The organism is Providencia sp. PROV252, from assembly GCF_033676005.1.
GTDB lineage: Bacteria > Pseudomonadota > Gammaproteobacteria > Enterobacterales > Enterobacteriaceae > Providencia > Providencia vermicola.
The window spans coordinates 1,804,580-1,828,405 of record NZ_CP096294.1 but is presented as its reverse complement, the minus strand read 5'-3'; the positions used below and the strand labels follow the sequence as shown (position 1 = coordinate 1,828,405).

Below are 23,826 nucleotides of genomic sequence, written 5' to 3'. Positions count from 1 at the left end.
AAGTCTATGTCTGAGCCGACCATGTCGGCTCATTTTTTAACTTAGTTCATGCACTAACCAGTTCTCTAAATCGTTAAGTTGATCTTGTAACTCAGGCCACTGTTGCTTCATCTGGCAACATAATTTTTTGATCGTTTCAGTTTGATAAACTTTCCCCAACATTTGCTCGCTCAGCCACTCAAGGGGCGTTGGGTCTAAACTATCGGTAAAAAACTGACAACGACTAATTACCCCTTTTTCAATATCAAAATGAAATTCAATCCCACCCCAAGGAAAACGAGTATCTGAATAATGGGAAAATGCAGGCGCTTGGCCAAAATTCCATTCCCAGCTACTTTGCTTGGCAAATGTTTCCGTGAAATTAGGCAGGTCAGGCAGTTTTTCAGGAGAGATATACTCCGCTTTAACTGTTTCACCAAAATGATCAAAAAAGCTTTTAATCACCCCTTCACAGACAGTTTCATGGCTGATGTTAGGCACTAGTTCAGAAAGATTCGCAACACGCGAGCGAACCGAGGTAATTCCTTTTGCCTGTAATTTTTTGGGATCAGGATTAAGGTAATTGGCTAGTCGGCTTAAATCTGCATTAATCAATAGTGTACCGTGGTGAAACCCGCGATCTTTCGTTTCGCGATAAGCAGAACCCGAAATTTTGCGTGGGCCATTTTCCGTATTGAGCACTAAATCATTACGCCCTGAAACTTCAGCCACAATGCCCACATTAGCCAATCCATCGACAATAATTTGTGTAGAAACCGTTTTATCGTATTCAGGTTTACCCGCCATAAACGTAAAACAAGTATTGCCTAAGTCATGGAAGACAGCTCCACCGCCACTACTGCGACGTGCTAAGCGAACATTGTCTTCTTCCATTCGGCGAGTATTACATTCTTTCCACGGGTTTTGGGCACGACCAATGACCACCGTATCAGCATTACGCCATAAAAACATCACACGCTGATCGGCAGACATTTGCCTAAAAATAGTTTCCTCGACCGCAAGGTTAAACCAAGGGTCAAACGATTCTGAAATGAGTAAACGCAATGTTGACATGGAGCTATCCTAAAAACAAAACTTGCTCTTAAGATAGCATAATGACTGAAAAAAATTGCGCATTTAAATGCGCCTTGCCTGCCAGAACACTTTTCGCCAATACACGTTGTCCATTGACGAGCGGATCACACCTTTACTGGTTGATGCATGAATAAAAGTGTTATCGGTATCATAAATACCAACGTGTAACCCATTTTCGCCAGAGCCAGTTTTAAAAAACACGAGATCGCCAGGCATTAAATCCGTTTTATCGATACGCGTACCAAGCTGTGTTTGGTCGACGGTAGTTCTAGGTAGTTGAATAGCAAAGCGATCATTAAAAGTTCGATAAACAAAACCTGAGCAATCAACACCGTTTTGACTCATCCCACCATAATGATAAGGCGTGCCATACCATTGTTCTAGCTGGTCTTTTAACTGAGCGATGGTCATGATAGGGTCTGATAGCTGGGTTTTTAACGGTGGCGGTGCAGTGCGCTTAACGGATGTTGATGAACAACCAATTAAAACCAAGCACAGTAATAATGGTAAGTGTTGTATTTTAATCACCATAAAGCACCTTAATCATCCATCTTATTGCTATATTTAACTTATATCATAACGTGCGATGAATAAAAAACAAACAATTCATCACATTATGCTATTAATGCCTATCTTGTGGTTTAGTTGAGCGACTAATTAACCAAACACCCAGCAAGATAAATGCAATTCCAGCGACTTTCAACCATGAAGCTGGCTCATTAAACCAAGGCAAGACAACCGCTAAGATATAGACAAATACATAACTCAAGCTAATTAGTGGATATGCTTTATTTAAGGCTATATATTTTAGTGCAAACAGCCAGCACAACATCGATAAGACATAACACACTAACCCTAACAAGATAATGCTTAAACTGGTGATATTTGCCAACAACCAATCAACTTGCAACCAATGCCAACCTAAAGAAAAAGACGGTAATTCAACTACCCCCATCTTTAAGCTAAGCTGAGCTACGGTCACTAATAAGGCGCTACCAATCACCCATAAATAGCCTTTATTCATACGCTAATACTCATGAGTAATATCCCTATCATAATAGCAACTACACCAAGCCAATGGTTTAACCCTGTTTTCTCTTTGTATACAAATTGGCCAATCAACGTGATCAGAATAAAATTAATGCTAAGCATTGGGTAGGCAATACTCAGGGGCATGGTTTCAAGGAGTTTTAACCAAAACAACATGCCTAGGCCTAGCATTAAAACAGCCAACACCAGCCACTTTATGGCTGATGCGGTTTTATTTACTTTTTCACTTTGCCAATTCACCACAGCTTGCTTCTGAGCTACTTGCCCAATACAGGTCAGTACACTGACAAGCAGTAACAACAGTAATTGCGCAATCATTGTTGATGATAAACCACAATTGCCATACGTGAATTTTTGATGACTTCATCTGGCTTAGGTATATCAGGGAGAGCTTCATTACGGCCTAATAAAAACACCACCGTAACCTGCCCTTCTTTACGTGCTTTGCTTAACCACTGTGCAAATGCATCTGGCTTAACGATACGATGCTGGCTATCTGGGTACTCTAAACCGTAGCTAAGTTCACCACTGCTATTATAAAGATAAATATTGGAATTCTGTGTTTCCCACGCTAACCCAGCCGCTACACCTACATTACTTGCCATCAAATACTTACTATTCATTAATAAATCATGATTTTGATGAATAAAATTCTGCGGCAGTTTGGAGTCGATGGTGTTATTCGGCAGAGCGCTACCAATACATAGGCTGATCGCTAAGGAGCACGAGGCCGCCCACAGCCAATATTTAGCATTTAGGACAGTACATAAATAACCAATTATCGCCCAAATAGAGAAAGCAACCACACCCAAAACCATTTTCGACCATTCGTCAGGCTCATATAATGGTTTTTTAATGACAGTACTCACTACAATCACGGCAATAACCGCTGCAATCCCCAATATGATATTAATGATGCCATTCGCTTTTAGCGCTCGCATGGTGCCATTTCGTACACAATCAACACCATATTTTGCCATCAATAGCGCCAGTGGAGCCATAAACGGCAGCATATAAGTAGGTAGTTTGCCACGTGAAACACTAAAAAATAGAACGGGAACAACAAACCAACACAGTAAGAAGAACATATCAGGACTTGATTTGCGTTCTTTCCAACCTTTTATTAAAGATCCAGGTACTAACCCCGCCCATGGGAGCGCACCAAGTAGAATAATAGGAATATAGTACCAGAATGGAGCTATGTGCTGCGCGTCATCAGCGGTAAAACGCTTGATGTGTTCAATCCAGAAAAAATAATTCCAATAATCAGGCTCTTGCTTAGCTATTGCCAACGCCCACGGCAAGCTAATGATAACTGCTGAAATAATAGCGAGTGGGCCATATTTTATCAGTTCAAGGAACCGTTTTTGGTAAATAGTAACAGGCAACATAACAATGACAGGAATAGCAAGGGCTAAGAACCCTTTCGTCATAAAGGCCATACCACAGGCTAACCCTAAGCAAACCCATGCAGCAATCTTTGTTTTGACCTCCCTCGCTTTCATTGCCCACAAGCAACAAAACATACTGGCTGCAATCCACAACGATAGCATGGGATCGAGCACACTGTAGGTCCCGACAGAAAAAACAAGGAACATTGAGATATAAATTAAGCTTGCAACATAAGCAACATGGTTATTACGCCACATCATTTTTGCCATGCGATAGACGAGCAATGCACTGAGAAGAATACAAAAAACTGAACCAAAGCGAACCGCAAAATTCGTTTCACCAAAAATCATTTGGCTAATGTTATTTATCCAATACCCTGCCACTGGTTTTTCAAAATAGCGCACATCCAACATGTAAGGAACAATCCAATCTCCACGTTGAAGCATTTCTCGGCTAATTTCCGCATAGCGGGTTTCATCTGGTTGCCAAAGTAAACGACTATTCAACGGCAAGAAATAGGTTAGGATAAAAAAAAGAGCCAGCAGAGAGGCTCCTACTTTGCTCGCTCGATTATTTAACATGGTGTGTTTATTCCTCTTCTTGGCAACCCAGCCAACCTTCACGTCCTGGGAACGGTGCTCTCACCACTCGCCCCTTTGGTAATGAATTCAGATCGTCAGGTAGCAATTCGCTTAATGTACAGAATTGGATTTCTTCTTGTGAAATTCGTTCCAATAATTGTGAAAATTGTTCTGACTTAGACATTCCTTCCACTTCAGTGTGGATAGTATAAACGGGAACACCGCTATCATCTTTAATCGCTTGAAGAATATAATCATTGAATGCTTCGTCAGCAACTACCGTTCCAACGACTTCATCGTAAGTCGGTAATGTGACAGGAATTTGCACCGTCCCTAACGAACCATCACGCAAAATAGGCCTGAAAGGAAATTTCCCACGACAATCGCTGTTATAGTCAAAATTAAACTTTTGTTTAACCTCTAACACACGCTCATCGCCTCGCCAGCCCGCAACCGCAGAGCAGGTAACACGCTGCCCAATTGCGCACTCAAGGGCATCCACACCAAGCTTAACTTGCTCAGCGAGTTGGACCTCACTCCATTTAGCCACTTTGGCTTGCCAGCCTTGATGATCCCATGCATGTAAGCCAACTTCATGGCCTGCATCCAAAGTTTGTTTCATCAAGTAGCCTAAATCTTTAGCAATTTTTTTGCCTGGCCATGCTGTACCCGCTAATAATATATCTAACCCATACAGGGATGCTGCATTAGACCTGAGCATTTTCCACAGAAATTTAGGACGCAAAAGGCGCCATAAATGGCGCCCCATGTTATCGGGTCCTACACTGAAGAAAAAGCTGGCCTGAATGTTGTGCTCTTTAAGCACTTTGAGTAATTGTGGAACCCCTTTTAGCGTACCTTGGTAGGTATCCACATCAATTCTCAAGCCAACTTTTTTCATTAGTCTTTGTTACCTAACTCTTCAACAGCACCCTGTAAGAAGAAATCTAACGTTTCTTCGATGGTATCTTTCATGTCGATAGTCGGAACCCAGTCAAGTAGACGACGCGCGTTCTCAACACTTGGTTTACGGTGCTCGACATCTTGATAGCCTTGGCCGTAGTAGCTGCTGCTTTCAATTTCACGGAAGCCCGCAAACGGAGGGAACTTGCTGCGCTCTGGATGATTTTCAAAGCTTGCTAATAGCATTTCTGCTAGTTCACGAATACTTGCTTCGTTCGTTGGATTACCGATGTTGATGATTTGCCCATCACATTTGCCGTCTTTGTTTTCGATAATGCGGAACAGTGCTTCGATACCGTCTTTAATATCGGTAAAGCAACGTTTCTGTGCACCACCGTCAACCAATTTGATTGGCGAGCCTTCAACTAAGTTTAAAATCAGCTGAGTAATCGCACGTGAACTACCAATACGTGCAGAGTTTAGGCTATCTAAACGTGGTCCCATCCAGTTAAACGGACGGAACAAGGTGAATTTCAGGCCTTCTTTCGCACCGTATGCCCAAATAACTCGGTCAAGTAACTGTTTAGAAACAGAGTAAATCCAACGTTGTTTGTTGATTGGACCAACAATCAGGCGGGATTCGTCTTCATCAAACTCTTTATCATCACACATACCGTAAACTTCTGAGGTAGATGGGAAAATAATACGTTTGTTGTATTTCACGCAGTAACGAACTACTTTCAGGTTTTCTTCGAAGTCTAATTCAAAGACACGCAGTGGGTTACGGGTGTATTCGATTGGTGTTGCAATCGCAACCAGTGGAAGAATGACGTCACATTTTTTGATGTGATACTCAATCCACTCTGTGTGAATGCTGACGTCGCCTTCAATAAAGTGAAAACGTGGGTTACCAATAAAGCGTTCAATTGCAGATGAGCCAATATCCATACCATAGATATCATAGTTGCCATCTTTTAACAGGCGCTCAGTTAAATGGTTACCGATGAAACCATTCACACCTAAAATCAGTACGCGAGTACGGCGTTTAACTTGTGCAGTTGGTTTAGCACCTACACGGACATCAGTCACGATACCCATTTCGTTTGCAAGGCGGTTACCTTGCATGTAAAGACCCGTTTCGCTTTGACCGCTAACAACTTCAATCGCGCCTTGGCCACAAGCAATACGCAGTGGGTCATTAGACAGTACAGTACCTGCAGCTTTACCTTGGTTGTCATCCAACACGCGAGCGCGCCAAATAATCATTTTACGTGCGCCCAAATATGTGAATGCACCTGGGTATGGCTCAGTCACTGCACGAATTAAGCAGTTAATTTCTTTTGCGCTACGGTTCCAATCGATTTGACCATCTTCTGCAGTACGGCGACCAAAATAAGTCGCTTGGCTTTCATCTTGAGCAACAGCTTTGTAGCTACCCGCTTCAATCAGAGGCAGTGTTTTGTCTAATAATGTTTCCGCTGCTTCACGAACTTTAGCGTGTAATGTTAAGCCAGTGTCAGTATCAGTGATTGTGACTTTCTCTTGCGCAATAATGTCACCCGCGTCTGCTTTCGCAACCATTTTATGTAAGGTTACACCCGTTTCACTTTCACCGTTTAATAATGCCCAATTAATTGGTGCACGACCACGGTATTTCGGCAGTAATGAGCCATGTAGGTTGAAAGCCCCTTTCGGTGCGATTGCTAGTAATTCTTCACTTAACATATCGCGGTAATAGAAAGAGAAAATCACATCAGGTTTCATTTCGCGAATACGTTCAATCCATAATGGGTGGTTGACGTTTTCTGGCGCAAAAACAGGAAGTTCCATATCGGCACTTAGGCGTGCTACGGAAGAGTAAAAATGGTTTTCATTAGGGTCATCAGTGTGTGTAAATACAGCCTGAATATCAAAACCTGCTTTTTCAAGCGCTTTTAGCCCTACGCAGCCAATATCATGATAGGCAAAAACAATAGCTTTCATTAGTCTTCTTCCTGATTTTTGTCGGATTTAAGGTCTGCACCGACGACTTTTTGAATAAAATAACGAGGTCTCGCACGTACATCATTGTAAATTCGACCGATGTATTCGCCCAGTAGACCCATAGCAACAAATTGTGCACCAATAAACATAAATAGCACAGCGAACAGAGTGAATACGCCATCTGCGGCCCACTCTGCACCAAAAATCAAACGTAATGCAATTAATAGTACCGCAAGCAAAAAACCACCTGCTGCAATCACACTACCGACCACACTGAGCAAACGCAGCGGTGCTGTCGTTAAACAAGTCAGTAAGTCATACATTAAATTAATCAGCTTCATAAAGCTGTATTTCGAATCACCAAATTCACGTTCCGCATGCGCCACATCAATTTCGATGGTTCTACGAGCAAATGTATTAGCTAAAATCGGTATAAATGTACTTCTTTCATGGCATTGCAACATCGCCTGAATAATATGGCGACGGTATGCTCGTAACATACAGCCATAATCCCCCATTGAGCGGCCTGTTGCTTTAGTGATCATCGCATTAATCATCTTAGATGCCGTTTTACGGAACCAAGAGTCTTGACGATTAGCACGGCGAGTCCCAACAACATCATAACCTTGCATCGCTGTTTGCACTAAGCGAGGAATTTCTTCTGGTGGGTTTTGTAAATCTGCATCAAGCGTAATGACTAAGTCCCCATCCGCTTGGTTAAACCCAGCCATAATCGCAGAATGCTGCCCATAGTTACGGTTAAGGATAATCGCAATCACATGGTTATCAGGGTTTTCTGCTGCTTGAGTTAACATCGCGGCTGACCGGTCACTACTGCCGTCATCCACTAAAATTAATTCGTAGCTTTGTGTTAATTGCTTGCACGATTTAATCGTGCGTTCAAGTAATTGCGGCAAGCTCTGCTCTTCATTATAGACAGGGATTACCACTGAGACTTTTTTTATCTCATCAAATTCATCTGCGTGTGACACTATTTTGACTCCAAAAGAACTGCTTCTACCGCATTAACAACCCGCTCAACATCTGCATTTGTCATATCAGGGAACAAAGGCAACGAACACAACGTCGCGCTATTCCATGTTGATTCTGGCAGTGTTAATTCAGGATATTTTTCACGGTAATATTTTTGCGTATGTGCTGCACGGAAGTGTAGCCCCGTCCCTATATCATGTGCTTTTAATTTTTCCATGAATGCATCGCGGTCAATACCACAAATATCTTTATCAACACGCACCATAAATAAATGATTGGCATGTAAATGCGGATATTCAGGGACACTGAGCATTTGTAACGGGGAGTTTTTCAGCAATTCGCGGTAATGCGCCGTTAATTCAGCACGACGTTGGTTTAACTGCTCCACACGGGACAGTTGCACAACCGCTATCGCAGCATGAATATCGGATAAGTTATATTTAAAGCCAGGCTCAACAACCTCCGCCTGTGGTTTACGTCCTTGCATTTGTCTATCAAATGCATCAACACCTAAACCATGGAACTTGAGTGTGCGAACACGTTGAGCAAGTTCATCGTCATCAGTGGCAACTAAACCACCTTCTGCACATGTCACATTCTTAATGGCATGAAATGAAAAAATAGATGTACCTTTCTCACCAATCCATTCATTTTTATAGCGTGTACCCACAGCATGAGCAGCATCTTCAATTAGCGCAACACCTGCTTTTTGTGCGATTAAACGCAACGCGTCTAAATCACAAGGTGCCCCCGCATAGTGAACAGGAATAATCGCTTTTGTTTTTGCTGTTAAAGCGTGTTCTACGGCTTCGGGTTGGATCATCAGTGTATCGCGATCGACATCAATCATGACAGGTGTTGCACCGAGCAACTCAATCATATTAATGGTTGAAACCCATGTTTGTGAAGGTGTGATCACTTCATCACCAGGGCCAATACCCAATGCCATCAAAACGACATGCATCCCCGCGGTTGCAGAGGACAATGCAATTGCATGTTTACAGCCATAACGTTGGCAAAAATCTTCTTCTAACTGATGGTTCTGTGGACCTGTGGTAATCCAGCCTGAACGCAGAACCTTTTCAACTGCCTTGACCTCTTCATCACCAATTGCGGGTTTTGAAAATGGTAAGAAATTGCTCATATTGTTTATAGCCTAGTTTTCATTGTGAATAGAATATTCTAGTTAATTGTACTTTAACCGAACCTCAACACCGACAAACATTGCTGCATTATCCCGCATAAAAACGAGTGATTAAAACAACTTTTTGGCTAATCGTCAAAATTTATAATTTGCCATTGTCTATAGGATGTGCTCTGACTTATCTTAATTTCAGTTTTAAAAATGTCAGATAAATTATGTTCCGTCATCACCTCAGCAGGTTTCCCTGAAGCAAATAATTGTCCTTGTTTTAATAGCCAAATTCGCGATGCATTTTTATAAGAATGATTCAGGTCATGCCCACTCATTATAACGGTTCCTTCGCAATCACAAAAATATTTAATCCATTTATCTAGCATCGCCTGTTGAATAATATCCAAATTATTGGTTGGCTCATCAAATAAAATAATTTTCCCTGTTAAGTCTCTATCATCCCAAACTTGTAAAAATGCTGCGCAAACTCTCACTCGTTGCCATTCCCCTCCAGAGAGTTGATAAATGCCTTTATGTAAAAGTGGTGATAATTGAAAATCATCACACAGCCGCACAAAAATATCCGCAGCAACAGGTGTTAATGGCAGAAACAGTTCGAGGTATTGAAAAACTTTTATGATAGGTGCATTGCTCGCAAGCTGAATAAAATAAGCCCTTTGCTTAGCTAACTGAGCAATAGAACAATGGTGAATATTTTCACCATTGAGCCAAATTTCACCTGTGACAGGAAGATAGCCACTTAGCGCAGAAAGTAACGTACTTTTCCCAGCGCCATTGGCCCCTAAAAGATGGATTTGCTCACCTGAAAACACATATTCAGTAAAATTGATTAAGCGGTTTTCTGAGGTAATATTCTTAATATCAATAATTATCTGTGTATTCATTTGATTCACCGCCATTGCTGATGACGAATAAGCAACAGAATAAATATTGGCGCACCCAATGTGGCAGTAATAACGCCAATAGGCACTTCAGCATTCGCAATTAATAACCGTGATAATAAATCAGCTAATAACAGGCCTAATGCCCCAGCGATTGCACAAGCAGGTAACAGTAAACGATGATTGGTTAAACCACTTAATCGTAAAATATGCGGGATCACTAAACCAATAAAGCTAATGGCACCAGCAATAGCAACGCTCAAACCAATTAATACACCACTAATGATAATAAGAATAATACGCCACTTATGTACTGATACACCTAATTGATAAGCTTGCAGCGAGCCCAAAGAAAGGTAATTTAATATTTTACCTTGGCATCCAGCCCACACTAAAAATGGCATACAGGCGACGACTAAACCAAATTGCCGCCAATCAACACCGCTAAAGCTCCCCATCATCCAATATAATAGTTGGCGCAGGTCGAGGTTACTGCTCATATACACCATCCATGTCATACAAGCGCCACTCACGACGCCTAAAGCGACGCCAACCAGTAATAAACTGGCATTATTCAAGTTTTTTCGTTTGGCAAAATAGAGCAATAAGGCCGTGAGCAATAAAGCCCCTGTAATCGCGCTAGCACTCAGTATTCCATAGTGTGTGATGCCTGATGACATTAGTATCGTGAATACGACTGCAACACCAGCGCCATTACTGATCCCCAAGAGACCAGGTTCAGCCAGAGGATTTTCAAATAGAGCCTGCATAATCGCCCCCGTAACCGCGAGCCCTGCCCCTACGACGATTACAGCAAGCATTCTTGGCAATCGTATTTGCCAAACAAACAGCTGTGCGGAGTTATCCATCCATTGATTTGGCCAATACCATATCTCTCCAGCGCTGAGTGAAACTATCGCCACAATACAAAGAGTGAACAACAAGAAAACAATCAAGCGAATGTCTGATTTTTCCTGTTGTTTTTGTAGCTGAAATAAAGAGTAGCTCATCGATAGATTGACTTATTTATTATTAAGTTAAGCAATTATAGCTTTTTATGTAAGAGATAGCACATGAATGAATTTAAACTTATTTTAGCTTTTAACTTTGGAGTAATGCACATGTCATCTTTAAAAATAGATACGAGTACGAGTCTATTACACACTAATAAAGAAAAACCACCTGAGAAGATACAAAATACGTCTTTTATTCACTCACTAAAAAGCGTTAAAAACACAGTAATTCAATCCATTATTTCCACATATCATAAACTCAGATTTATGCTAAAACAGAAATTGGCAAAGATTGAAATTGTAGAGAACCCCGCATATCTTAAAAATACAACAGCAAGCTTACACGTACCTATCAATAACCAATATACTGAAAACTCTGTAAATCAACGTCTTGAGCCAAATCATACCAAACAGCATCAAAAGATAGGAAAAGAATTATTAACTCAGCAGCAACCTCAAAGAGCCCAAGAAGCCGAACAAGAAAAGGCTAAATCCAACAATATCAGCTCAAAGAACATTGAATTAATCAAGCAGTATGCTGATATATCAGAGGATGATAAAAAAGATTTTATTAGCATGAACAAAGCCATTTCAGCTTTACAGAGCAACCCAGCATTTATTAAACAAGAAGGTATCTTTAGAAGCAATGGCATTAACTCTAAGATATCTGAGCTCTTATCAAGACTTGCTGATCATCCGACTCTTGGTCAACAGTTAAATACAGAACAGAGTTTTAATCAAAACGAACTTACGGGTGCGATCAAGACATTACGAAACAAAATACTCACCGATCATCCAAAGGAAAAAGACAAACTTGATAAGTTAATTAGTACATACAAAGAATCTATTAATCAGGAAAATGCAACAAAAGAATATGTTGCAAACATGCCCCCAGACAAGCGAGATAAAATTTTACAGATAACGAAAAACAACGCAGATAAAAGATTACCTAGGTTGCAAGAACTGCCATTACATTTACAAATTTGTATGCCTCTGTTTGTTGAAGTTGCTAAGCATTCACAAGAAAATAAAATGGAACCAATGAATATTGCCATTGCTTTTGGAGGGGGTTTGCACTCAACTAAAAGAACAATTGCTGAAGAAAAAGCGTTCAACAAATTAAACAACGAGCAACAAAAAGAATTGATTAAGCAAGAAACTGCTCATATTGATCTCGCAAATAAACTCCTTATGGAGCTAATTAATAAACAGCTTAAATAGTTTAGGTTTCAATAAAACAAAAGACCGCCTAGGCGGTCTTTTTCTATACCAAATTGAATTGATATGATTACTCTTTTGGCGTTGCTTTTTCCACGCGGCTTTTTAATTTTTGGCCTGGGCGGAAGGTAACAACACGTCGTGCAGTAATTGGAATATCTTCCCCAGTTTTTGGGTTACGTCCGGGACGTTGATTTTTATCACGTAAATCAAAGTTACCGAATCCAGATAATTTTACTTGCTCACCGTTTTCTAAAGAAAGGCGAACCTCTTCAAAGAAGGTTTCGACTAGTTCTTTAGCATCACGTTTGCTAACACCCAATTTTTCAAACACATTTTCTGACATTTCAGCTTTAGTAAGCGCCATAGGTTTAGTCCCTCAAGGAGGCTTGGAATCGCTGTTTTAACGCAGCAACACACAGATCAACGGTAGCGGTAATCTCTTCTTCTTCCATCGTACGCTGGGTATCTTGGAAGACGAGACTGATAGCAAGGCTCTTATAACCCTCCGCTATCCCTTCACCACAATACACATCAAACAAGTTTATGCCAACTATATGATTTATGCCAACTTTTTTACACTCTGCTAAAACTTCTGCAGCAGCTACATTTTCTGGCACGACCACAGCGATGTCACGGCGGTTCGATGGATAGCGTGAAATCGCCTTAGCTTCAGGGATGACACGTTGTGCTATCGCATCACTACGAACCTCAAACACCACCGTACGACCATTTAAATCGAGTTTACGTTCTAATTCTGGGTGAACAACACCAATAAAGCCAATATGTTCATTTTCCAGATAAATCCCAGCACTTTGGCCTGGATGTAACGCAGGATGTGCCTCAGATTTAAATGTAATTTGATTTAGTTTCCCAGTCAATTCAAAAACAGCTTCAAGATCACCTTTTAAATCAAAGAAGTCAACAACTTGTTTATCTAATGACCAATGTTCTTCAAATCTATTGCCCGTGATCACACCTGCAAGCATAGGTTCTTGGCGAATTCCATATTCTGCTTGATTATCAGGAATAAAGCGCAGACCCGTTTCAAATAAACGAATTCGGTTCTGCTGACGATTTTGATTATAGACAACCGTCCCCAATAAGCCAGTCCACAGCGACAAACGCATCGCTGACATATCCGCTGAAATTGGGTTTGGTAACAGTAATGCTTCTTGTGCTGGGTGCAATAAAGCCTGAACTTTCGGGTCAACAAAGCTATACGTAATCGCTTCTTGATAGCCACGGTCTACTAACATTGCTTTAAGGCGTTTTAATGGCAAATTGGCTTCTTTATGATTGGTCATAATGAGGTCAGCACGTAATGGCACATCAGGAATACTGTTGTAACCATAAACACGTGCAACTTCCTCGACTAAATCTTCTTCAATTTGCATATCGAAGCGCCAGCTCGGAGCAACAACATCCCATGTATTTTCCGAAGCAGTCACTTTGCATCCTAAGCGAGTTAAAATATCGGTGACTAAATTGTCCTCAATAAAATGACCAATTAAACGGTCTAATTTATGACGAGTCAGTTTGATATTTGCCGCTTTTGGTAAATACTGTTCGCTAGTGACATCGATGATCTCACCCACTTCACCACCACAAATATCTACAATCAACGCTGTTGCACGTTCAATCGCTTTGAATTGCAGTTCTGGGTCTACACCACGCTCAAAGCGGTGTGATGCATCAGTATGTAAGCCATAGTTACGAGCACGGCCAGTAATCGACAGTGGATTAAAGAATGCGCATTCTAATAGGATATTTTTCGTTTCTGTGTTCACACCTGAGTGCTCACCACCGAAAATACCCGCAATACCCAGTGCTTTAGACTCATCCGCAATCACTAGTGTGTCTGATTTTAGCGTAGCTTCATTACCATCAAGTAGAACCAGTTTTTCACCATCTTTCGCCATACGCGCAACGATAGCACCGTCTAAACGGTCTAAATCGTAGGCGTGTTGTGGTTGCCCCATTTCCAGTAAGACATAGTTGGTGATATCAACAACTGCATCAATAGAACGAACACCACCACGGCGCAGTTTCTCTTTCATCCATAACGGCGTTGGTGCAGAAACATCGATATTTTTAATTACACGGCCCACAAAACGCGGACAGGCTTCTGGCGCTTCAACACGAATTGGGAAAGTGTCTTCCGTGGTCACTGGAACTACATTAATTGTAGGTTCTGTTAATTCTAATTTATTGATAACCGCCACATCACGTGCAACCCCTAAAATGCTTAGGCAATCTGCACGATTTGGTGTAATGCTGATTTCAATCGCATTATCATCCAATTTTAAATATTCACGGATATCGGTACCAATGGTTGCATCGAGTGGTAATTCAATGATGCCACTGTGGTCATCTGAAATACCCAGCTCTGAATACGAGCACAACATCCCTTCAGATGGCTCACCACGTAATTTAGCGGCTTTAATTTTAAAGTCACCAGGTAATACTGCGCCGACTGTTGCTACTGCAACTTTTAAGCCTTGGCGGCAGTTCGGGGCACCACAAACAATATCTAATAAACGCTCACCACCCACGTTGACTTTTGTCACGCGCAGTTTGTCTGCATTTGGGTGTTGACCACATTCAACCACTTCACCAACAACAACGCCGTGAAATTGACCAGCTACACCTTCAACGCCATCAACTTCAAGGCCAGCCATAGTAATTTGGTCTGATAATGCTTCGCTACTGATCGCCGGGTTCACCCACTCGCGTAACCAGAGTTCACTGAATTTCATGAGATAAACCCGCCTTATTTAAACTGTTTGAGGAAACGAAGATCATTTTCGAAGAATGCACGCAGGTCAGAAACACCGTAACGTAACATTGTCAGACGTTCCATTCCCATACCGAATGCAAATCCAGAGTAAACTTCTGGATCAATACCCACATTGCGCAATACATTTGGGTGTACCATTCCGCAACCTAATACTTCTAGCCATTTGCCGTTTTTACCCATGACATCAACTTCTGCTGAAGGCTCAGTAAACGGGAAATAAGATGGACGGAAGCGCACTTGAACTTCTTCTTCAAAGAAATTATTCAAGAAATCATGCAGTGTACCTTTTAAGTTGGTAAAGCTAATGTCTTTATCAACTATCAAACCTTCTGTTTGGTGAAACATTGGCGTGTGTGTTTGGTCGTAGTCATTACGATAGACGCGACCAGGCGCAATAATACGAATTGGTGGCTGCTGCCCATTCATAGTACGAATTTGCACACCAGAGGTCTGGGTGCGTAGCAGACGTTTTGCATCAAACCAAAACGTATCGTGATCCGCACGTGCTGGGTGATGGGCAGGAATATTTAATGCATCAAAGTTATGATAATCATCTTCGATTTCAGGGCCAGTTTCTACGGAGAAACCTAACTCGCCAAAAAACTCTTCAATTCGCTGAATTGTGCGGGTAACAGGATGTAACCCACCATTTTCCATACGACGCCCAGGTAGTGACACATCAACTTTTTCAGATTCGAGGCGCGCATTAAGGATCTCAGCTTGCATCGCATCCTTACGGGCGTTCAGTGCATCTTGAACCTGTACTTTGGCTTCATTTATCACAGCCCCTGCTGCTGGACGTTCATCAGCAGGCAGATCACGCAACGTTTTCATCTGGAGTGTGAAATGGCCGCTTTTGCCTAAAAATTCAACACGCACTGACTCCAACGTAGCAACATCTTGGGCCTGTTCAATGGCTGCTTTTGCCTGTGCAACCAACTCAGCGAGATGTGGCATTGTTTCCCCTTTATGACCACTTGGTCTTTTTGCTAGTTATTCACTAAATTTATTAAGCTTCACATTCCATTACATAATGGATGAGTACTTAACTGATTTTACTGCATTTAATCTTAAACTAAAAACAAAAAAGCCTCCCTAAGGAGGCTTTAGCGTAACTTTTCGTTTCTTCTTTATTTACGCGAAAAAGCCCCCGAACCTCAGGTGCTAAAGTAAAAAAAGAAACGAAAAATAACAGTGTGCATGTGATATCTTTCCAATAAAATTGCATTTTAAAGTAGTAACACAAATAGCTATAAATGAAAAGAGGAAGTTACCTTCCCCTTTTCAAGCAAACAATTAAGCTAAAGCGCCTTTCGCTTTTTCAACTAAAGCAGTGAATGCTGCTTTATCGAAAACTGCGATGTCTGCTAAAATCTTACGGTCGATTTCAATTGAAGCTTTTTTCAAGCCATTGATGAAACGGCTGTAAGACAGACCGTTCTGACGAGCCGCTGCGTTGATACGCGCGATCCACAGTTGACGGAACTGACGTTTACGTTGACGGCGGTCACGGTAAGCATATTGACCAGCTTTGATTACCGCTTGAAACGCTACGCGGTAAACACGTGAACGTGCACCATAGTAACCTTTCGCCTGTTTCAGAATTTTTTTGTGACGTGCACGTGCGATTACACCACGTTTTGCGCGAGCCATAGCTATCTCCTATCGTCTTTTATCTTAATTAACTAAATTGTCTACTTATGCGTACGGCAGGCAAGCAACTACCAGACCCAGATCGCCTTTAGATACCATTCCTTTCGGACGTAAATGGCGTTTACGCTTAGTTGACTTTTTAGTCAGGATATGACGAAGGTTTGCATGCTTACGCTTAAAGCCACCGCCTGCAGTTTTTTTAAAGCGCTTTGCTGCGCCACGTACAGTTTTAATCTTTGGCATTTCTTTAATTTCCAACTTCGCATTGTGATTAACTACGAATTAATTAGGCGAATAACAACCATATTGCTATGGATGCGTATTACTTGCAGGCCTAATTATTTCTTCTTCGGTCCCAGCACCATGATCATCTGACGACCTTCAATTCTTGAAGGGAAAGATTCCACAGATGCCAGTTCTTCAAGATCAGCTTTGATGCGGTTAAGCATTTCCAGACCAATCTGTTGGTGAGCCATTTCACGACCACGAAAACGTAGCGTGACTTTTGCTTTATCACCATCTTCCAGAAAGCGAATCAGGTTGCGTAGTTTGACCTGATAATCACCTTCATCTGTACCAGGGCGGAATTTAATTTCCTTCACCTGAACAACTTTTTGTTTCTTTTTCTGCTCTTTTTGAGACTTGCTCTTCTCATAAAGGAATTTGCCGTAGTCCATGATACGACAAACTGGCGGCTCAGCATTTGGACTGATTTCAACGAGGTCTACACCTGCTTCTTCAGCTTTTTCAAGCGCTTCACGCGCGCTCATAATGCCTAACTGTTCACCGTCTAAACCTGTTAAACGGACCTCAGGAACACGGATTTCATCGTTAATACGATTTGGACGTGCTGTTGGGATTCTTTTTCCGCCTTTAATACTTCATTCCTCCAACTGGGTAAAGAGATTTGCATATTCTCTCAAGCAAATACACCCGTTATGTTGTTAAAACTTAACGTGTATACGATATTCTTTGTTTGTCTTGGCTCTATAAGCCGTCGACAATATGATTCGACCGCGGATTTTAATGCTTATTGTCCGATTACTCAAGTAAATCTTGAAATAAATCACGCTAACATATTTGAAAACTTAGCTTTTGCGTAAGATTTTTAATCTTAGGAGGGTCGAGACTACCAGTTTTATACTCGAAAAAACGCTATGAGCATGCGAAAAATCGCCTCATATTACTAAAAAATACGTTAAACAGCGTTCAAATGAACGCTGTTTAACTATTACCATACTGGCTTAATTATTTTTTCTTTGGTGCCAATACCATGATCATCTGGCGTCCTTCAATTCTTGAAGGGAATGATTCCACTGATGCCAGTTCATCCAGATCAGTTTTGATGCGATTAAGCACTTCCAAACCAATCTGTTGGTGTGCCATTTCACGACCACGAAAACGTAGCGTAACTTTAGCTTTGTCACCATCTTCCAAAAAGCGAATCAAACTACGCAGTTTAACTTGGTAGTCACCTTCGTCTGTTCCTGGACGGAATTTAATTTCCTTCACTTGAACAACTTTTTGTTTTTTCTTTTGTTCTTTCTGAGACTTACTCTTCTCATAAAGATATTTACCGTAGTCCATAATACGGCAAACTGGCGGCTCAGCATTTGGGCTGATTTCGACTAAGTCGACACCCGCTTCTTCTGCTTTAAAGAGTGCTTCACGCACGCTCATGACACCAAGTTGCTCACCGTCTAAACCAGTGACACGGATTTCGGTTGCACGGATCTCTTCGTTGATACGATTAGGACGTGCTGTTGGGAGTTTTTTTCCGCCTTTAATACCTTATTCCTCCATCTGATTGAGTTGACGACTGCGGATCTCTTTTAGCAGTTCAGTCGTGAATTCGTTGACATCAATGCTGCCTAAATCTTTACCACGACGGGTACGTACGGCAACTTTACCTGACTCAACTTCTTTATCACCACAGACTAACATGTAAGGGACACGACGCAGTGTGTGTTCGCGGATCTTAAAGCCGATTTTCTCGTTACGTAAGTCCGCTTTCGCACGAATGCCAACACTTTGCAGCTTGCTTACTAATTCTTGAACATAGTCGGCTTGACCGTCCGTAATGTTCATAACAACCACTTGTTGTGGTGCTAACCATGTAGGGAAGAAACCTGCATACTCTTCAGTTAAAATCCCGATGAAGCGTTCTAATGAACCCAACACTGCACGGTGGATCATAACAGGAACAATGCGCTCATTGTTCTCACCCACATAGGAAGCTGTTAAACGACCTGGTAAGAAAAAGTCTAGCTGAACAGTACCGCATTGCCATGCACGGTCAAGGCAGTCGTACAGTGTAAACTCAATTTTCGGGCCGTAGAATGCACCTTCACCTGGCTGGTATTCAAATTCAATACCTTTTGATTTCAGTGCATTCGCTAAATCTTCCTCTGCCTTATCCCACATCTCATCAGTTCCGATGCGTTTTTCAGGACGAGTTGACAGCTTAACGACGATTTTTTCGAAACCGAACGTCGCATAAACGTCATAAATCATTTCAATACAGCTGGTCACTTCACTTAAGATTTGCTCTTCAGTACAGAAGATATGCGCGTCGTCTTGCGTAAAGCCACGTACACGCATTAAACCGTGCAGTGCGCCTGATGGCTCATTGCGGTGACAGCTACCAAATTCTGCCATGCGCAGTGGTAAATCACGGTAAGATTTTAAACCTTGGTTGAAAATCTGTACGTGACCTGGGCAGTTCATTGGCTTAACACAATATTCACGGTTTTCAGACGAGGTTGTGAACATCGCATCTTTGTAGTTTTCCCAGTGGCCTGTTTTTTCCCACAGTACACGGTCCATCATAAATGGGCCTTTAACTTCCTGATAGTTATATGCTTTCAGTTTTGTACGTACGAAAGTTTCCAGTTCACGGAAAATTGTCCAACCATCGTTATGCCAGAATGCCATACCTGGCGCTTCTTCTTGCATATGGTATAAGTCTAGTTGTTTACCAATTTTACGGTGGTCACGTTTAGCCGCTTCTTCTAAACGTAATAAATAAGCCGCTAATTGCTTTTTATCAGCCCATGCTGTGCCGTAAATACGTTGCAGCATTTTGTTGTCGCTATTGCCGCGCCAGTAGGCACCAGCCACTTTTTGTAATTTAAAGTGGTGGCAAAAACGCATATTAGGAACGTGCGGGCCACGGCACATATCCACATATTCTTCGTGATGATATAAACCTGGACGGTCATCTTGGCTAATGTTTTGGTCCAAGATTTCGACTTTATAGTCTTCGCCGCGAGCGACAAACGTTTCGCGAGCTTCAGCCCAAGAAACTCGTTTTTTCACCACGTCATAATCTGTTTTGGCAAGCTCAAGCATACGCTTTTCAAGCTTTTCCAAATCTTCCTGCGTCAGCATGTGGTCTAAATCGATATCATAGTAAAAACCATTATCGATAGTTGGACCGATAGCCATTTTAGTGTTTGGCCATAATTGTTTGATTGCATGACCCAATAAGTGGGCACAAGAGTGACGAATAATTTCGAGTCCGTCATCATCTTTACTCGTAATAATGGACACGTTTGCATCATGTTCAATCATTTCACATGCATCAACACGCTCACCATTAATACGGCCAGCAATACATGCTTTAGCTAAACCCGCGCCAATATCGCGAGCAACATCCATCACAGAAACAGGATGGTCAAACTGACGCTGACTTCCATCAGGAAGAGTAATAACAGGCATTAAAAAATCCTTATCAGCAGTGGTGACCCACACGCCAGATCACTTGCTTGATTATTCCAAAGTTTATAAATCAATACGTTACTAACGATTTCTCGCTTCACTGTGCGAGATATGTACACAATTATAGATAATTTAAGACAACATAAATTGATACATCGCTAGTTACTCAACTATCAATGATAACACAGACATATTTTATGGCGATAGCGCAAAGCCGTTTATTGTGCCTCAATATATGAAGAATCAACACCTTCCCGATTAAATGGCGAATAAACTCTCCAAGGCAGGAATTCGTTTTCCTTTTTTCATGAATGAAAGGCGATACCAATGCGATCCACTAGGCGCGACTAATTCTTCAGTAATAATCTTATTTTGTTTCATCGCAATGAAGTTTTGGATGGTATTCCATAACGAATACAAAATATATGCTTCAAACATTAAAGCGAATACCTGCACATAAATATTATTCACAAAATAGATTTGCTGAAAAATATACACACAGAAAAAAGCTTGAATCAGCCCTCTTAAAATAAGTGCTTTACTAAAGAATGATTGACCTTGCTGTAAAATTGCAAAACAAGGGTTCGCTAAAGACTGTCTTTTTTCCTCAACAGGAATACCTTGGATATAAATCATCCAATCAGATACATCACTATTTTTTAAAACAATCCCCTTTTCTTTCATTGCATGGATTTTAAAAGAAACGACTACAGCCCATACCACCCCGATAGCCAGTAAGTATACAATAAACCCACTAACTGAAAAAAAAACCAAAAAAAGACTTATCACAATCAAACACGCTAACTTTGCAGAATTAATCCAAAGTGGCGCAACTTGGTAGTTCATTGAAATTCCTAATTATCATAAAAAAACAATGATTCATCATAATTGAGAAAATGTCTCATTAACATTAATTTATAACCAACGTCGAGTCTGTTTGCGATAACGTTCCCATTCTTCACTGAATGTGACAGATAAAAAACGTTCTTCTTGCGGGATGGTGTATAAATCTGTCATTAGCCAGAAGACTAATCCAGAAACCAAAAAGTAAGGTGAGTGTGTAAAAAATGCCAACGCTAAGCTCATGGAAGTAAACGCTAAATACATTGGATTTCGAGATAGTCGATAGGGGCCATTAGTGACAAGGTGCGTTGCTTGAACACTTGGATTTGGTGAGGTCTTATGTTTATAAAAATAAAATAAACTCGTCGCGACCCAGCTAGCACTTTCAAAAGCAACTAAAATGCCAAGTATTCCCATCCAACCTGAAAATTGCCAAATTAATGCATCCTGTTTGAATAGAAAATAAATGGCCACACCATTTGCGATTAGCCAGTTTAACAATGGATATTTTAAAATTCTCATTATGCACCTTAAACTCTAAATGAGGTTAATTAGCATACCATAAAACAGCGAGGAAACTTTGTGGTGTCTATTGTGAAGTGGAAGAATGGACTCAAAAAACTAATTATTGTGCCCTAATGAGAACACACTTTTTAAGCCTTCTAATTTGCTGTATTCCTGTTGGCATACTAAATTACGGACATCCGCAGGCATTGAGTCTATCCTCACCTGTATATTGGCTAATTGCTCATCTAGGCTATTCATACCTTTTATATCCACAATATCCTGATTCACTTTCAGATAGTTAGCGAAACTCTGTAAGTTATTTTCCAAACTATCACAAACATTATTACTGACAAGTCCTTGAGGCAATACAGAACTTAACGATGCAGGGATTACTTGTGACAAACTAGGATAAATGTTTTCTTTCCATTGCTGGGGAAAAACAATGAGCATTATTGCGATAGCTAAAATAAATAACATTGATGCCCCAGCAAACGTCGCTATCAGCTTTTTCATACTCATTCCTACTGTTCAAAATAACTTGAACATAGGATATACAATTGTGCGTAAAGCAATTTTTAAAATTAAAAATACTTTGTAAAGAAAACTCTAGCGACTTTCGGCTATTTAAAGAAACATCATCATTGGAATTTATTCAGTGTGCTTTAAACCAGCAGCTTATAAAAAAATGTCGTCCCTTCAAATCGACCTTGTGAATTAACCACAAAATTTGGAATTTCACCAACCTCTTTATACCCTTGTTTTCGGTATAAAACAGATGCAACATCCTGACTACGAGTATCTAATACTAATAATGTACGATTATTTTTCAGTGCTATTTTCTCAACAACATTAAGTAATTGAGTCGCAATTCCTTGTTGACGAAATTGACTATGAACCATTAATTTTTCAACATCCGCACGGTGTAGCCCATTAGCCTTTAGGCATAACGCAATTTGTACGGCGCCCACAATTTTATCATCATTAATACATGCTATAAGAAAGCGTTTTTGTTGCACTAAATCTGGCTTTATTTGCTGCCAATAACCCGAGGCTTCATCAATAGATAAAGGGGCGAGAAAGCCCACAGAAGCACCATGTTCTACACTATCAATTAATAACGAAGCAAGCTGCTGTTCATAGTTATCAAGTGAAGTAATTGTAACGATTTCCATATTCACCTCATTATTGATTAATAAAATTCCATACCGTCATAAGGTGAACTCTGGCAACTTTTTAAGCGTTGAGTTAAATCACCTACATGCAACTCTAATTTGTGCCCATCTGGATCGAGAAAATAAAAAGAATCCCCTTCACTCTTATTTTCCTTCCACACCACAACTTCGTTCTCTTTTAGCTTATTGACGAGTAGAGCGAAATTGCTCTCTGATATGGAAAATGCATAGTGAGTGTAATCTGTTTCACTCGGCGCTAAGTGTTGGCGTGATATATCGACAGACAAGCACAACCATAAATCACCACAAGAAATATACGCTCCATGTTTCCACTTAGCGTGTAGTTTCATCCCTAATAACGATTGATAAAAATAAATGCTTCTTATTATGTCACTCACGGCCAAGGTTAAATGATTAATCCCATTTAGCATATTATTTCTCTCTTTTTATATACTTTAAAAATATCTTTTAATGAATTTACATAAATTATCAGTACATCACATTGCAGAAGGTATACTCAATAACACATCGACATTAGATAACCTGTTAATAGATGCCCTTGACCTTTTTATGACCCCCATAAGAAGGTTTTTTTTGCCTATCAAAATTGCATACTTTTAGCACAAGCAGCTATCCAATTGTAAGTTAAGTATTTATCTTGGTTATTCACAAACGAATGCGGCAGTTATCCACAGTAAATGTGAACAACTTCAACCTCCCCCTGATTCTTTATAATAGTAAGCACTTATTCTGAATATTCATTGCATTAATTCCTATTCAATAATAAAACATTAACCTAATTAAAAATGCTAAGATACAGATCTATAACAATTTTCGTTATTATTTAGGATAAGGAAAATTACTTACATTTATCAGGAGATTGAATT

The 23,826-nt window shown here is 40.7% G+C and carries 26 protein-coding genes and 1 other annotated feature; of the genes, 1 reads left to right on the top strand and 25 read right to left on the bottom strand.

The window, feature by feature from the left end:
• Window positions 1-36 precede the first annotated feature (36 nt).
• The 11 genes from M1F05_RS08360 to btuC form a co-directional block, all read right to left on the bottom strand.
• Entirely contained in the window at window positions 37-1,053 is a 1,017-nt protein-coding gene (locus tag M1F05_RS08360) for a lipoate--protein ligase A (RefSeq protein WP_206084024.1), read from the bottom strand.
• Between the two features lie 63 nt (window positions 1,054-1,116).
• The gene (locus tag M1F05_RS08355) at window positions 1,117-1,605 is read right to left on the bottom strand and encodes a C40 family peptidase (RefSeq protein WP_206084023.1); all 489 of its coding nucleotides are present in this window, start codon (window positions 1,603-1,605) and stop codon (window positions 1,117-1,119) included.
• Window positions 1,606-1,696: 91 nt separating this feature from the next.
• Entirely contained in the window at window positions 1,697-2,098 is a 402-nt protein-coding gene (gene arnF, locus M1F05_RS08350) for a 4-amino-4-deoxy-L-arabinose-phosphoundecaprenol flippase subunit ArnF (protein ID WP_206084022.1), read from the bottom strand.
• On the bottom strand, window positions 2,095-2,442 hold the full coding sequence (arnE, locus tag M1F05_RS08345) for a 4-amino-4-deoxy-L-arabinose-phosphoundecaprenol flippase subunit ArnE (RefSeq protein ID WP_206084021.1): 348 nt from the start codon (window positions 2,440-2,442) through the stop codon (window positions 2,095-2,097). Before arnE ends, arnF begins: the two co-directional genes overlap by 4 nt.
• Entirely contained in the window at window positions 2,439-4,097 is a 1,659-nt protein-coding gene (arnT, locus tag M1F05_RS08340) for a lipid IV(A) 4-amino-4-deoxy-L-arabinosyltransferase (RefSeq protein WP_206084020.1), read from the bottom strand. The genes arnE and arnT overlap by 4 nt, the downstream gene beginning before the upstream one ends.
• A 7-nt stretch (window positions 4,098-4,104) precedes the next feature.
• A complete protein-coding gene (gene arnD / locus M1F05_RS08335; RefSeq protein WP_206084019.1) occupies window positions 4,105-4,998 on the bottom strand; it encodes a 4-deoxy-4-formamido-L-arabinose-phosphoundecaprenol deformylase in 894 nt (297 codons plus the stop codon).
• Complete coding sequence (arnA, locus tag M1F05_RS08330; RefSeq protein WP_206084018.1) at window positions 4,998-6,983, bottom strand: bifunctional UDP-4-amino-4-deoxy-L-arabinose formyltransferase/UDP-glucuronic acid oxidase ArnA; 1,986 nt, start codon at window positions 6,981-6,983, stop codon at window positions 4,998-5,000. The genes arnD and arnA overlap by 1 nt, the downstream gene beginning before the upstream one ends.
• On the bottom strand, window positions 6,983-7,975 hold the full coding sequence (arnC, locus tag M1F05_RS08325) for an undecaprenyl-phosphate 4-deoxy-4-formamido-L-arabinose transferase (RefSeq protein WP_206084017.1): 993 nt from the start codon (window positions 7,973-7,975) through the stop codon (window positions 6,983-6,985). Before arnC ends, arnA begins: the two co-directional genes overlap by 1 nt.
• Window positions 7,975-9,120 carry a UDP-4-amino-4-deoxy-L-arabinose aminotransferase gene (gene arnB, locus M1F05_RS08320; protein WP_206084016.1) on the bottom strand — a complete coding sequence of 382 codons (1,146 nt, stop codon included), beginning with the start codon at window positions 9,118-9,120 and terminating at the stop codon, window positions 7,975-7,977. Before arnB ends, arnC begins: the two co-directional genes overlap by 1 nt.
• A gap of 128 nt (window positions 9,121-9,248) precedes the next feature.
• Window positions 9,249-10,016 (bottom strand): vitamin B12 ABC transporter ATP-binding protein BtuD, encoded by a 768-nt coding sequence (gene btuD, locus M1F05_RS08315; protein ID WP_206084015.1) that lies wholly within the window; start codon window positions 10,014-10,016, stop codon window positions 9,249-9,251.
• Between the two features lie 5 nt (window positions 10,017-10,021).
• Complete coding sequence (gene btuC, locus M1F05_RS08310) at window positions 10,022-11,023, bottom strand: vitamin B12 ABC transporter permease BtuC (protein WP_206084014.1); 1,002 nt, start codon at window positions 11,021-11,023, stop codon at window positions 10,022-10,024.
• 63 nt (window positions 11,024-11,086) lie between these two features.
• On the opposite strand from btuC, the gene M1F05_RS08305 reads away from it, so the two are divergent.
• A complete protein-coding gene (locus M1F05_RS08305; RefSeq protein ID WP_318826047.1) occupies window positions 11,087-12,247 on the top strand; it encodes a RhoGAP domain-containing protein in 1,161 nt (386 codons plus the stop codon).
• Between the two features lie 67 nt (window positions 12,248-12,314).
• Here M1F05_RS08305 and ihfA read toward each other — a convergent pair whose 3' ends face one another.
• The 14 genes from ihfA to fos all read right to left on the bottom strand — a co-directional run bounded on the left by ihfA (window position 12,315) and on the right by fos (window position 23,370).
• Window positions 12,315-12,611 carry an integration host factor subunit alpha gene (gene ihfA, locus M1F05_RS08300; protein ID WP_206084012.1) on the bottom strand — a complete coding sequence of 99 codons (297 nt, stop codon included), beginning with the start codon at window positions 12,609-12,611 and terminating at the stop codon, window positions 12,315-12,317.
• Window positions 12,612-12,615: 4 nt separating this feature from the next.
• Window positions 12,616-15,003 (bottom strand): phenylalanine--tRNA ligase subunit beta, encoded by a 2,388-nt coding sequence (gene pheT / locus M1F05_RS08295; protein WP_206084011.1) that lies wholly within the window; start codon window positions 15,001-15,003, stop codon window positions 12,616-12,618.
• A 14-nt stretch (window positions 15,004-15,017) separates the two neighbouring features.
• Window positions 15,018-16,001, bottom strand: a complete 984-nt coding sequence (pheS, locus tag M1F05_RS08290; RefSeq protein WP_206084010.1) for a phenylalanine--tRNA ligase subunit alpha — start codon at window positions 15,999-16,001, stop codon at window positions 15,018-15,020.
• 123 nt (window positions 16,002-16,124) lie between these two features.
• Window positions 16,125-16,252, bottom strand: a sequence feature (Phe leader region).
• A complete protein-coding gene (gene pheM, locus M1F05_RS22770) occupies window positions 16,202-16,246 on the bottom strand; it encodes a pheST operon leader peptide PheM (protein ID WP_206084394.1) in 45 nt (14 codons plus the stop codon). It overlaps the preceding feature by 45 nt.
• 88 nt (window positions 16,253-16,340) lie before the next feature.
• Window positions 16,341-16,697: a 50S ribosomal protein L20 gene (gene rplT, locus M1F05_RS08285; RefSeq protein ID WP_004263714.1), complete on the bottom strand. Its 357-nt coding sequence runs from the start codon at window positions 16,695-16,697 to the stop codon at window positions 16,341-16,343.
• A gap of 45 nt (window positions 16,698-16,742) precedes the next feature.
• Entirely contained in the window at window positions 16,743-16,940 is a 198-nt protein-coding gene (rpmI, locus tag M1F05_RS08280; protein ID WP_004263702.1) for a 50S ribosomal protein L35, read from the bottom strand.
• A 95-nt stretch (window positions 16,941-17,035) separates the two neighbouring features.
• Complete coding sequence (infC, locus tag M1F05_RS08275; RefSeq protein WP_206084392.1) at window positions 17,036-17,575, bottom strand: translation initiation factor IF-3; 540 nt, start codon at window positions 17,573-17,575, stop codon at window positions 17,036-17,038.
• A 370-nt stretch (window positions 17,576-17,945) separates the two neighbouring features.
• A complete protein-coding gene (infC, locus tag M1F05_RS08270; protein WP_206084385.1) occupies window positions 17,946-18,485 on the bottom strand; it encodes a translation initiation factor IF-3 in 540 nt (179 codons plus the stop codon).
• 3 nt (window positions 18,486-18,488) lie between these two features.
• On the bottom strand, window positions 18,489-20,417 hold the full coding sequence (gene thrS, locus M1F05_RS08265; RefSeq protein ID WP_206084009.1) for a threonine--tRNA ligase: 1,929 nt from the start codon (window positions 20,415-20,417) through the stop codon (window positions 18,489-18,491).
• A 258-nt stretch (window positions 20,418-20,675) separates the two neighbouring features.
• On the bottom strand, window positions 20,676-21,263 hold the full coding sequence (locus M1F05_RS08260; RefSeq protein ID WP_206084008.1) for a hypothetical protein: 588 nt from the start codon (window positions 21,261-21,263) through the stop codon (window positions 20,676-20,678).
• 69 nt (window positions 21,264-21,332) lie between these two features.
• Entirely contained in the window at window positions 21,333-21,782 is a 450-nt protein-coding gene (locus M1F05_RS08255; RefSeq protein ID WP_206084007.1) for a methyltransferase family protein, read from the bottom strand.
• A 99-nt stretch (window positions 21,783-21,881) separates the two neighbouring features.
• On the bottom strand, window positions 21,882-22,280 hold the full coding sequence (locus M1F05_RS08250; protein WP_206084006.1) for a hypothetical protein: 399 nt from the start codon (window positions 22,278-22,280) through the stop codon (window positions 21,882-21,884).
• 149 nt (window positions 22,281-22,429) lie between these two features.
• Window positions 22,430-22,939, bottom strand: coding sequence for a GNAT family N-acetyltransferase (locus tag M1F05_RS08245; protein WP_206084005.1), 510 nt, complete (start codon window positions 22,937-22,939; stop codon window positions 22,430-22,432).
• Between the two features lie 17 nt (window positions 22,940-22,956).
• Entirely contained in the window at window positions 22,957-23,370 is a 414-nt protein-coding gene (gene fos / locus M1F05_RS08240; protein ID WP_206084004.1) for a fosfomycin resistance glutathione transferase, read from the bottom strand.
• Window positions 23,371-23,826 lie beyond the last annotated feature (456 nt).

What these genes read in the sequence shown, in the direction of transcription:
- M1F05_RS08360 (WP_206084024.1), bottom strand. Translation starts at nt 1,053, where the DNA reads ATGTCAACATTGCGTTTACTCATTTCAGAATCGTTTGACCCTTGGTTT.
- M1F05_RS08355 (WP_206084023.1), bottom strand. Translation starts at nt 1,605, where the DNA reads ATGGTGATTAAAATACAACACTTACCATTATTACTGTGCTTGGTTTTA.
- arnF (WP_206084022.1), bottom strand. Translation starts at nt 2,098, where the DNA reads ATGAATAAAGGCTATTTATGGGTGATTGGTAGCGCCTTATTAGTGACC.
- arnE (WP_206084021.1), bottom strand. Translation starts at nt 2,442, where the DNA reads ATGATTGCGCAATTACTGTTGTTACTGCTTGTCAGTGTACTGACCTGT.
- arnT (WP_206084020.1), bottom strand. Translation starts at nt 4,097, where the DNA reads ATGTTAAATAATCGAGCGAGCAAAGTAGGAGCCTCTCTGCTGGCTCTT.
- arnD (WP_206084019.1), bottom strand. Translation starts at nt 4,998, where the DNA reads ATGAAAAAAGTTGGCTTGAGAATTGATGTGGATACCTACCAAGGTACG.
- arnA (WP_206084018.1), bottom strand. Translation starts at nt 6,983, where the DNA reads ATGAAAGCTATTGTTTTTGCCTATCATGATATTGGCTGCGTAGGGCTA.
- arnB (WP_206084016.1), bottom strand. Translation starts at nt 9,120, where the DNA reads ATGAGCAATTTCTTACCATTTTCAAAACCCGCAATTGGTGATGAAGAG.
- btuD (WP_206084015.1), bottom strand. Translation starts at nt 10,016, where the DNA reads ATGAATACACAGATAATTATTGATATTAAGAATATTACCTCAGAAAAC.
- btuC (WP_206084014.1), bottom strand. Translation starts at nt 11,023, where the DNA reads ATGAGCTACTCTTTATTTCAGCTACAAAAACAACAGGAAAAATCAGAC.
- M1F05_RS08305 (WP_318826047.1), top strand. Translation starts at nt 11,087, where the DNA reads ATGAATGAATTTAAACTTATTTTAGCTTTTAACTTTGGAGTAATGCAC.
- ihfA (WP_206084012.1), bottom strand. Translation starts at nt 12,611, where the DNA reads ATGGCGCTTACTAAAGCTGAAATGTCAGAAAATGTGTTTGAAAAATTG.
- pheT (WP_206084011.1), bottom strand. Translation starts at nt 15,003, where the DNA reads ATGAAATTCAGTGAACTCTGGTTACGCGAGTGGGTGAACCCGGCGATC.
- pheS (WP_206084010.1), bottom strand. Translation starts at nt 16,001, where the DNA reads ATGCCACATCTCGCTGAGTTGGTTGCACAGGCAAAAGCAGCCATTGAA.
- rplT (WP_004263714.1), bottom strand. Translation starts at nt 16,697, where the DNA reads ATGGCTCGCGCAAAACGTGGTGTAATCGCACGTGCACGTCACAAAAAA.
- rpmI (WP_004263702.1), bottom strand. Translation starts at nt 16,940, where the DNA reads ATGCCAAAGATTAAAACTGTACGTGGCGCAGCAAAGCGCTTTAAAAAA.
- thrS (WP_206084009.1), bottom strand. Translation starts at nt 20,417, where the DNA reads ATGCCTGTTATTACTCTTCCTGATGGAAGTCAGCGTCAGTTTGACCAT.
- M1F05_RS08260 (WP_206084008.1), bottom strand. Translation starts at nt 21,263, where the DNA reads ATGAACTACCAAGTTGCGCCACTTTGGATTAATTCTGCAAAGTTAGCG.
- M1F05_RS08255 (WP_206084007.1), bottom strand. Translation starts at nt 21,782, where the DNA reads ATGAGAATTTTAAAATATCCATTGTTAAACTGGCTAATCGCAAATGGT.
- M1F05_RS08250 (WP_206084006.1), bottom strand. Translation starts at nt 22,280, where the DNA reads ATGAAAAAGCTGATAGCGACGTTTGCTGGGGCATCAATGTTATTTATT.
- M1F05_RS08245 (WP_206084005.1), bottom strand. Translation starts at nt 22,939, where the DNA reads ATGGAAATCGTTACAATTACTTCACTTGATAACTATGAACAGCAGCTT.
- fos (WP_206084004.1), bottom strand. Translation starts at nt 23,370, where the DNA reads ATGCTAAATGGGATTAATCATTTAACCTTGGCCGTGAGTGACATAATA.